This window comes from Moorella mulderi DSM 14980 (genome assembly GCF_001594015.1).
Classification (GTDB): Bacteria; Bacillota; DSM-521; order Neomoorellales; family Neomoorellaceae; genus Neomoorella; species Neomoorella mulderi.
This window is the reverse complement of record NZ_LTBC01000025.1, coordinates 1-10,142: the sequence shown is the minus strand read 5'-3', so window position 1 is coordinate 10,142 and position 10,142 is coordinate 1. Positions and strand designations below refer to the sequence as shown.

Below are 10,142 nucleotides of genomic sequence, written 5' to 3'. Positions count from 1 at the left end.
GGCTGGGCGACCCAAGGCTTAAACCCTCGCTTGTCCAGGTTTTGCCTAAAGGTTTCGCCACGCCGGCCTTTTTTCCTGCTGGCCAGAAGCCTAATCTAAGCCGGGTAAGTATTGCCAGGTTCCGCCCTCCAGGACAGGGGTGGCAAGGACAATTATACCGGTAGGTCGGGAACCATAACTCACCCCTGACCTGGAGGGCGGTTAATAATATCTTATCTCTTACCCCGCCGGCTGCCGCCGCTCCAGCCAGCAGGGTAGGACTAGATTAAGGCAGTGTTGACCGTGGTTCTTCTTGCCAGGGAAAGGGAGAAGAGGGGTTATAGAAGAAAGTCACTACCAACGGCACGTTGTCACCCAATTTCGTAGAATTTAAAAGTGGCGGCACCTGCACCTATGTGATATAACATGATTGGGGAAAAATTAAAGATTCCTTGCTACATTAAGTGGGTAGACCAAAATCAGGAGGCTAGTAATGAGATATGTGTATGGTAATAAAGTTTGCCTTGTTACGATATCTAATAGCCTATTCTTTTCCCATCTTGCAGTAGACGATTGGTGCGCTCCAGGAGACTATATGAAATACGACTAATCTAATCTTACCTTTTCATTACTATTTGTGTCTGGAAGACCCACATTTTCCCCACATAGCTTAAGATGCACTATCCATATAGGAGTCACCAAACGTGTTAACGAGGAGATACGGATGAGGAGCGATTTTATTCCATTTCGACCGAACTTACAGGGTCCATTTCTAGAGAGGTTCCTTTCTAAAGCGGTTGAATTATGTAATAGCGAAGAACCCCGAACCACAGTGGACTCGATTGCCATAAATGAATACAGGTGGGCTACTGAAACTGTTCTTGTTAATCCTCGCCAACGTCGTATTTATAGAGCTGTATGGCTATTTCTAAGGGATCTCTTAAGAGCGGGGTGGACATGCCGCTGGTACGATTCCAATATCGAACTTGCACCGCCTGCCTTGGTGGATAAGGTCCACGATGAGGCTGAAAAGAACGCGGTTAAGGCATCCATTAGGAAATCCATGGAAGATGCTCGACGAAATCGTATTTTAGAGGCACGTGAGTTTATAGAGAAGATGGAAAATCCATCCCCTAATTCTCGGGCACGTGTGCCTATTACAGCTCTTATTGCTGATGGCAAAGCACTAGCTGCTGACCTCAGGGCAATAGCGCAATTACCGGATCGAAATGCTCAGTTATTAGCTCTTAGGAAGACTATCCGCCCGTATCTTCAATTGGTCCGGGAAAACGAGATCTGTCCCGAGACAGGGCATAAACTTGGGGATATTTGGCGTTATTTCCGTTTCACTTGGGCTACCCCATCTGAAAATACACCTGGGCGTACTCTACTATACTTAATTCGAGATGCTGGGCGACCTTATAATCCTGTTATGGGTATAGCTTCGCTCGAAAATGCTCCTATAAAAATTACCAGCCGAGATGATCACTTAGGGTGGTCATTGAAAGCCTTTTGCGAACAACTTGAATCTAGCGGTGATATTCAAAAGCATTTTAAAAGGCTTCTGAACTATATCCGCATAGCCATAGACGATATCAACTTAGAAGGTTTGTGCAGTCCAGAGGAATGCGAACAACCTTCGGATCAACTTATTCAACGCTTGGCCGCGATTGCTGAGCGTGCTGCTAAGGACCGCGAAGACGCACTGCGCGTATGGAGTCTCGGTTCAGAAAATAGGGACGAAGAAATTTTTCAAGAGAAGAGTGAACTTGGCAATATTCCCAAAGCAGCAGAAGAGGCGTTGTATCGGCGTAAGAGAGCTGAGCAGCTAGGAAGACTGCTAGTTGCAAAAAGAATCATTCAGGAGCTAGTTACTAGAACAGATCTGGAATTCACTTGGCGCACTCTTGTGGATAAAGAACATGTCCAAACGGCGATTCGTACAGCCATTCAGGCTCAGAAGAGTCGACACATTGGGACGAGTATTCTGGAACTAAATGTGTGCGGTGCTATCCCCCCGTATAACGAAATCTTGGGGGGAAAATTGGTAGCTTTGGTAATGCTCTCGCCGCAAGTGGTCTCAGATTACCGCAACCGGTACGGAGATCGTCCGAGTGACATCGCTTCTCGACTAAAGGGGAAACAGGTGGTTCGTCCGGCAGAGCTTGTTTATGTCGGTACGACTTCTTTGTATCGGGTAGGCTCCAGTCAGTATAATCGATTAAAGCTGCCGGCTGGTATTTTGTGCGATCAAGCCCCAGAGGTTCGGTGGGAACTCATTGGGGAAACAACTGGTTATGGAACACTTCATATCAGTCGTCTAACACTTCAGTGTTTGGAAGAAGTTGCTTATGACGGCGGAGTAGCACATGTGAATCATGTGTTTGGAGAAGGTCCGAGTCCCAAGCTTCGAATTATTCGACGGGCTTTGGACATTATATTTGAACCTGGTCAACGGGAAACCATAGACAAGTTTCAGAAACATGCTATGGCCCGGCTCGTATATGGGTGTTTCCTTGCCACTAATGCTAGGGCGTACCTTCTCGGAGAAGCTGATAACCCCGAGTATTATTTTGAGCCGTCGATTGACCCAGTAAAAGGAACCGAAAGGATTGTTGACTACTGGCGAGAGCGCTGGTTGTTGTCTCGGATTCAGTATGGTGCTGCTCTTGATCGGATCAAAAATTTTGACCCCAAGAAGCTTTTGTTAAGTAACGAGTTGGCCTCAAAGGATGAACCGACGTATCAGCCGATTCATGTTGGGGGTGAAGAAATACCTAGCGTGATGGACAGAGGGAAGGAGTTGCGCGATTTCGTACGCAACCTATACCGTGGTTCAAGTGCATATGCAGATCGCATTGACTTAGCGTTCTTGAATGCGATCCATGTGCCTACTGATCTGGACGTTGAAATTGTTAAAGCAGTCGAGACTGGTAAAAGCGTTATATTAACTGGTAATCCAGGTGATGGGAAGTCACATATCTTACGGATTTTAGAGCCCGAATTGCAAAAGTTGCTCACTAATCCTGTTATTGTACTGGATGCAAGCAGCGTTCTTGACAACGAATTGGTTCGAATGTGGGCGGAAGCACAAGAGCAGGGACGTCCATTTTGTGTTGCTATTAATGAGGCTGTGTTGTTCAATTTGGCAAATAACTACCCAGACTTTCATCCCCTTCAGGAAGCTCGAATGCAAGTTGAGCAGGCAGTTCTATACGGTGACGAAGATGATAAGGAATTCGGCGTCGTTGTTTTCGATCTTAGCAGAAGAAATGTTTTATCAAGCCGTATGGTATCTGCGGTGCTTGATAAACTAACAGATCCTAGTTTCATACCACAGTGTGCCAACTGTCCTGCAGATGGATGTGACTTCGTACGCAACCGAGAGATTTTAAAAAATCCGCTTGTACGTGTTCGTTTGCAAACTTTACTTGATCGAGTAAGCCGTCGGGGCTATCACGCCACTCTACGAGAAGTCCTAGCGTTAGTCTCCTATTTGCTGTTTGCGGATCGGGACTGTATCCAAATGTTGCAAACCAGTGGTGAACAAAAATATACTTTATCTGAATTGCTATTTTCGGGAACGGGGAGTATTTTCGAAGCAATTCGAGAGACTTTTGACCCGAGCCGAATTACACATCCGGTTTGGGATGAGAACTTGATACTGGGTGAAACAAAACCTGATGATTGGGTGCCAGAGTGGCGGATCGAAACAGGTTCAATTGACCCTATAAATAATGATAGGGTGGCAGCCCGTAAGAGGGCCTTCTACTTCTTCCATCAGCAGGGAGACGTTTTGTTAAGTATGGCAGGTAAAGATGAGACGGATTTCGCTGAGTTTCTCAAGATGGAAGAACGAGAAGCTCTACGGTTACTTTTTCGGTGGATTAACAGTTTTTTTGGATCCGACTGCGGAAGCGATGAACTGCGAGTGTGGCAGAGTCACCGGTATAACCAGTCCCCCAGGCGCATTCTATACAGCTTTATAACTCGCCATCGCAAGGAATTTGAAATAGTTCGCCCCAAGTTAAGGACTAGCATGGCACGGGCGTTTGATCTTGCCGAAGACCACGTTTTGTTGCGCTTGAAGAAGCGTCGAAGTGCTAAACTTCGTGTTGACTTTCCTTTGTTTCAACTTTTAGCTCAGGCTGGACGCGGAGTCCCGGTAATGTTTCTGGAAACGGACTCCACCAGAAGATTATGGTGTTTTATTGAAGCTCTGTCGGAACCGATCGATTGTGAAGATGACGTGACTATTATCCTTTTTGATCCTATTTCTGGTGAACAGCTAACGGTAACTGTTGATCCGGAGAAGAAACGTTACTTATCTGTTGATACAAAGCAATCGTGAGGAGGTTGCCATGCTCGCAATCGAATCCATTCGGACAAGTGTTGATCACAAGTATGTTGGTTTATCTCCTGACACTCGGAGCATTAAACCAGTTCATATTGCCAATGGGCTGTTCAGAACTCTAACAGGTAAAACGTATGACACTGAGATGCTGAACCGGTTCGTTGTATCGCAGAAGCACGACGGGGAGATCCCGAAGGGGCATGATCTGCCAACCATTTACCGGTGGCTAGCTGAGAATGGTCGCATTGATAGCAGGGAAGTTAAGGAGGACAACCTGAAGCGATTTCGTGTTCTGCTCAAGAAAGTGGTTAACGCTGATGACGGTGTTTACCTCCACAAGGATCTAATGGAATCTTATTCAAGTGGTTATCTTGGGTTTGTGACACGTGACCGCATCGCCCAAAGCGCTGGGGAGTTTTTTGGAACCTGGCTGATGAAAAGGAACTCCCCTCTGGTAAATTGCATCCGTGACTCGCTTCAACAACCAGATGATCCGATCTCAATCCTCGGATTCCCACTTCTTGATGATGAGCCTAGGGACTTTGTACCGAAGCTTGATTTCGAGGAAGTAGAATTCTTCAGGACTTCCCTACCATCTGAAGTACGGGACTTATGGAATGGATTGGAGGAAGCTGCGGCTACTCTTTCCAAACATTTACAGTTACATCCAAACAAATTATTGAGGTTGCGCTTAGCAGTCCTGTTTGCTAGTTTTGTCGTTATCCGACATCTGACTACCCTGGAAGCATGTTATGTTCCATCGAGGGAAAAGGCCATTCCGCCATTCCTCCTTGACTTTTCGGAAAAGGAGTCCGAGCCCGTTGCTCGGGCCTCCGTGATGAGCTATACGCATGCTTGTCAGTCGATTTCTCGCTTTTACACTTGGGCGTTTGGAGAACATTTGCGTTCACAATGCGGGACCTTGAAGGAGATAGAAGCTGAAGGGGTACCTACCTACAAGAGGACGCAGCCGAAAGAAGAATGGGAGGAGCTCTGGCAGATAGCACTGAATGAAGCAAGGGGGTCGGACCAACCGTATCTTGTTTGTGGACAAGCACTTTACCATATTATGGCTTCCGAGGCGGAAGGTGATCCGATCCGTTATTTGCGTCAGTTGGGCCACCGAAGTGGCCTTATGTGGCCTCCTGAGAATTTCCAGCCTGCCAAGCGTTTTGTTTTGCAACAGGACATGCTTGAGGTCTTGATCCGAGCGTCGGTCGAACCTGGGGACACGATCGACATGCATGAGTTGCAGAGACGCTTATGGCGACGTTTTGGGGTGGTTATAGGCGGTCGACCTGAAGATCAGCAATTGCTCTTAGAGGCGGGCATTTATCAGGCGGACAGTAGTGCTCTAAGACTTAACCGAGAAAGGTTCGCTGCTAGGTTAAGCAACCTTGACTTCGCACGACTACTGGCGGACGGTGTAATGCAAGTCGAACTGGAGGGGAACCATGCAATTGGAACGTAACCAGCTAGTAGCAGGGGCCTTGGTAGAGCGGCTTACTAAGGCTAAAGTAGGTGTTGTGGTAAAAGGCTTGAACGGTATTGACCCGATTGTCATTTCTAAACTTGCGGGGGAGACCTTAGGCAAACTCCTTGCAGTTTGTGTAGTAGGTTATGGTAGGATTTCGGAGGAAACCGATGGGATCACATTTAGCAATAATCTGGAGAGTGCCGTTGACTGGCGTAACACTCCGGACATTGCTGGACGCATCGTTGTCTTCATTCGTGATGACATACCTAAACTGCATTCTTTGGGTGACTTAGATACCCTTACTGAGCGGGATGTCACCGAACATCTGCTAACCCTGGCAGAAGAGAAGCTGGCTGATAATATTCCTCGGGGTAACTTTTGGAAAGCATTGCATGCGGAGTCTGCAACCTTTCCTTTGAATTTGGTCGAAGACTTTGTTAAAGCAGTTTTTAGCGAGAAAGAGAATCAGGATGCTATCATAAACAATCTCTGGCGTCTGGGACTTCTCCGAGACGATCAATTATTTAAACACAATCAGGACGCCCAAAAGCGCCTTGTTCGTAATCGAGAGCTACTTGTCGAGATAGGGTTAATGTCCGATGAAAGTAGAAAGCGTTTGACTCGTGTACTTGCCAAGGCTATGGGGGACCGGCGTGACCACTTGCGCAAGGCGTTTCTAGATCTGCAGCAGTTCTATAGGACTCGTGACTTTTCTGTTCTAAAACGACTGGATGTTGAGACCGTAGAGGAACTGATAAAAGCGGGCAAGGCGCCTAAGACCCAAGAGGTTCAGAGTGGGTGTAAAAAGCAGGGGAACGACAACAGCGAGGACCAGTCAAAGTATGAGCAAATTCTTAAAGGACGTCGAGCCGTTGAGGCCATCTCACAGTGCTTGGTTAAAGGGGACGAGGATGCTGAGAAAACTCTTAAGTACGTTGCAGATGCTATAAAAAACAAAATTAAAAACCCGCAAGAAGCTGGTGATACCGTCATAATTGAGACACGTGACGGTAGTCAGACAATCAAACTTGAGGTTCCCCCGTTAGAATTGAGAACCCTTGTCAAACTTGCTTGTTCGGATACCGCTTGGGGTGGTACGCTGATCACCCCGCGGTTGGGGTTAAAGGAAGCGGTTTACCATTTTAACCCAGAAGAGTTTAAACCATACGATCCTGCAGATCCGTCTCAAGGAATAGGGGATCAGTGCCTTTTTTCCTTGTTAAGAAATTTTGATGTGACCCTACCGAGCGGTGAAAGATTCAGTCCAATTATTGATCGCTTAATTCAGGCTCGCAGAAGCCTTATCAATGAGATTGACCTGTTGCTGTCGCATCCCTTCGTCTTGTTAGGAGGATCGGCAGATTTGCGCCGACTAGTAAATGAATATCTGGACGCCTTTGCCGGGGTATTGCGGTTGTGTCGTCAGCATGAAGCTACACTACATGCGCACGATCCTGAAGCACTTCGCATGGCAATTACGGAGCTTTTACGACTTGACGTCATTTATGTGAAGACCCCCACGGAATGGAAAGCTCTGTTGACCCCCTTGAATCCGTTCCACCTCTGGCGCTATCGCGAGATTCTAAATGCCGTCTTCTCGGAAAATCGTGATCTGACGGAAGAGGAACAGGAACAGCTAGCAGCAGCACTCCCAGATTTGCCTCACTTGGTACATTTCCTTGTGGTTAGTCCGCTAGTCACTGGTAACCAGACTTTGGTGCTACCCCAGGCCGGCAGTTTAGAAACTTTACCTACATTCGAGAATGATACTAACCGATACCTGGGGAGTGATGGCGTTGAGTTCCTGCCTGAAGCAATGCGTCGGTTTCTAGCGGTCACTCCGTATGCTCGAACTCAAATGAGAGTGGCAGTCGTAGATCTTCCTGACCTCAAGGCTGCGCTTTCTCAAACGGCCGAGTTCATTAGATCGTCCCAGTGCGATCAAGTTGTCTTGGATGTCTATTCGACACGGGGGCAGAATTCAGTTGGTGAATTAGGACGTCTTGATTATGAAGATAGTGATTATAAAGTAGCTGAGTTACTCCGAAATGGAAAGCTTGTGGTGCAAATTCACTCATGTAAGTCGTTGACCGAAGTGACCGAGGCCCTTAAAGCTAAACCGGTACACGTCGCAATGTTCTTCGACCAGTCTCGTTACCATATCGGTCATGCTCCCAGGGCACGACAACTGCTTGTCAGTCCTCTAGTTATTACCTACCAGTACGAATATAGTGATAGCTTTAAGCGAGGTATAATTGCCCCATCCTCAGAAGCTGAAGATGGTCTGTTCGCTGACTGGCATTTCCTCATTCAGCGAGCGGCATTATTGCCAGCCGGGCAACAACTGCGTTTGCAATATGATCAGGGAGTTGACCTGGAGCCGATCAATAATCTTTTAGCAATAGGCGCCACTCGTTGGTTGGTAGTCGCTGACAGACTTTTGACACCCTATGCCCCCAAGGGCGCCATTCCCTTAGGGGAACGACGCTATGGACAACGTGAGATAGCGGTCTGGGCACGGGCCAATTCAAGGGTTGTCGATCAACTCGTTGACCTGCTACGTCGCTACAATTTGCTTCCCAATGTCGAGACTGTTGCTGATTTAGTTCACCGCTTTGGTCACATTGCTTCTGATGGATTGCTGTCCTTGCCAGGTTCGGGTGGTGACGCTCGGACAAGGGAGAAAAGAGAGAAGGCTTTCTTAGGTACGGTTTTGGCGGCAGCGTGGTACACAAGCAAGTATCCAGGAGCCCTCATAGCTTCATTGGATTCCAACTTGGCGAGGCTCTGGTTAAAGGGACGGCTTGGTGGTGACAAGCGCGCCGATTTAATTGGTCTGCGAGTTGAAGGCGACCAACGTCTTATTGTCGAGCCAATTGAGGTAAAAACTCATGATGACGATGATGTAGTTAACGTTGAAAGGGACGATGTCGGAAACGTATCTTTTACCGGTCCGGCTATTCAACAACTACAATCCACTCTTGCTATCCTCCAGTCAATCTTCGGTGGTAGTGATAACCAGCCATTGTTGACACCGGCCCGTAGAGAAGTGTTAAAGTACCAATTGCACCGCGAGTGTTTTCGGGATATTCACCATCATGATTGGAAACGTACCTGGTATCAACGGCTTCGGGACGCTTTCGCGGTAAACCCACGCATTAGCATCCAGTGTCACGGTATGGTAGTTCACGTTAAACTAGACAATAAAAGTGGTACGGATGTCTATCACGATAGCTCGGGGTTCGTGTCCCTGGTGTCAATTGGTAATCGTACTATCCAGTCTCTTGTAGCACCGCCGACTGCTGTGTGGTCAGATTCCGAGCTGAATCACGGGCAAGAGCAAAATACCAAAAGTGATACCGTTGAAAGAGCGGTAGATAAGGAACCTCGGGATCAGGAAGCCCTTTATAACTCTTGTATTACGACCGAACCTCAATTGATCGTGAAAGAGGACTTTCGAATTGTAGAAACGAATGACAAACGGCCCAGCGGAAATATCTCGAATGTTGACCGAAGTGAAGCCGAGGAACTTGCTCGTCTTTTCCGCCGAGCTTGCCAATCCTATCGGATACAACTACAGGATTGTGATCCAGCCCGTGCCGTGATGGGACCGAGTGTATGGCGCTTTTACGTTCGGTTAGCGAGAGGTCAACGTCTGGACGCGCTCCGTAACGCTTTAGAGGATATTGGGCGCGAAATGTGTCGTTCCGGGCTGCTGATTTCAACTCTGCCACTGTCTGATGAGATTGCCCTTGACATACCACGAGGTCAACGTGAGCGAGTGCCTTTGATCCGTGGGTTGGAATGCCTCCCACCAATCAGTTCAATCGAAAAGATGCCAATCCCTATTGGAGTTACTCCAGAGGGTCAGGATATCATCAGGGATTTGGGCGAGATGCCACATCTGCTCGTAGGCGGAACTACTGGCGCTGGGAAGACTAGGTTCTTGTACGGTATCCTCGTGGCTTTGATCAAGACGCATCCTGATCCGAGTTCGTTGCGGATCCTTCTATAACCCCTCTTCTCCCTTTCCCTGGCAAGAAGAACCACGGTCAACACTGCCTTAATCTAGTCCTACCCTGCTGGCTGGAGCGGCGGCAGCCGGCGGGGTAAGAGATAAGATATTATTAACCGCCCTCCAGGTCAGGGGTGAGTTATGGTTCCCGACCTACCGGTATAATTGTCCTTGCCACCCCTGTCCTGGAGGGCGGAACCTGGCAATACTTACCCGGCTTAGATTAGGCTTCTGGCCAGCAGGAAAAAAGGCCGGCGTGGCGAAACCTTTAGGCAAAACCTGGACAAGCGAGGGTTTAAGCCTTGGGTCGCCCAGCC

3 protein-coding genes are annotated in these 10,142 nt (G+C 47.9%); all 3 read left to right on the top strand.

Annotated elements, in window-relative coordinates; translation table 11 throughout:
* The first annotated feature begins 703 nt into the window (after window positions 1-703).
* The 3 genes from MOMUL_RS14735 to MOMUL_RS14725 are packed head-to-tail and all read left to right on the top strand — an operon-like array spanning window position 704 to window position 9,825.
* Window positions 704-4,330, top strand: a complete 3,627-nt coding sequence (locus tag MOMUL_RS14735) for a Druantia anti-phage system protein DruA (RefSeq protein WP_062286127.1) — start codon at window positions 704-706, stop codon at window positions 4,328-4,330.
* 10 nt (window positions 4,331-4,340) lie between these two features.
* The gene (locus MOMUL_RS14730; RefSeq protein WP_062286126.1) at window positions 4,341-5,804 is read left to right on the top strand and encodes a hypothetical protein; all 1,464 of its coding nucleotides are present in this window, start codon (window positions 4,341-4,343) and stop codon (window positions 5,802-5,804) included.
* On the top strand, window positions 5,788-9,825 hold the full coding sequence (locus MOMUL_RS14725; protein ID WP_062286125.1) for an FtsK/SpoIIIE domain-containing protein: 4,038 nt from the start codon (window positions 5,788-5,790) through the stop codon (window positions 9,823-9,825). The genes MOMUL_RS14730 and MOMUL_RS14725 overlap by 17 nt, the downstream gene beginning before the upstream one ends.
* Window positions 9,826-10,142: the final 317 nt, after the last annotated feature.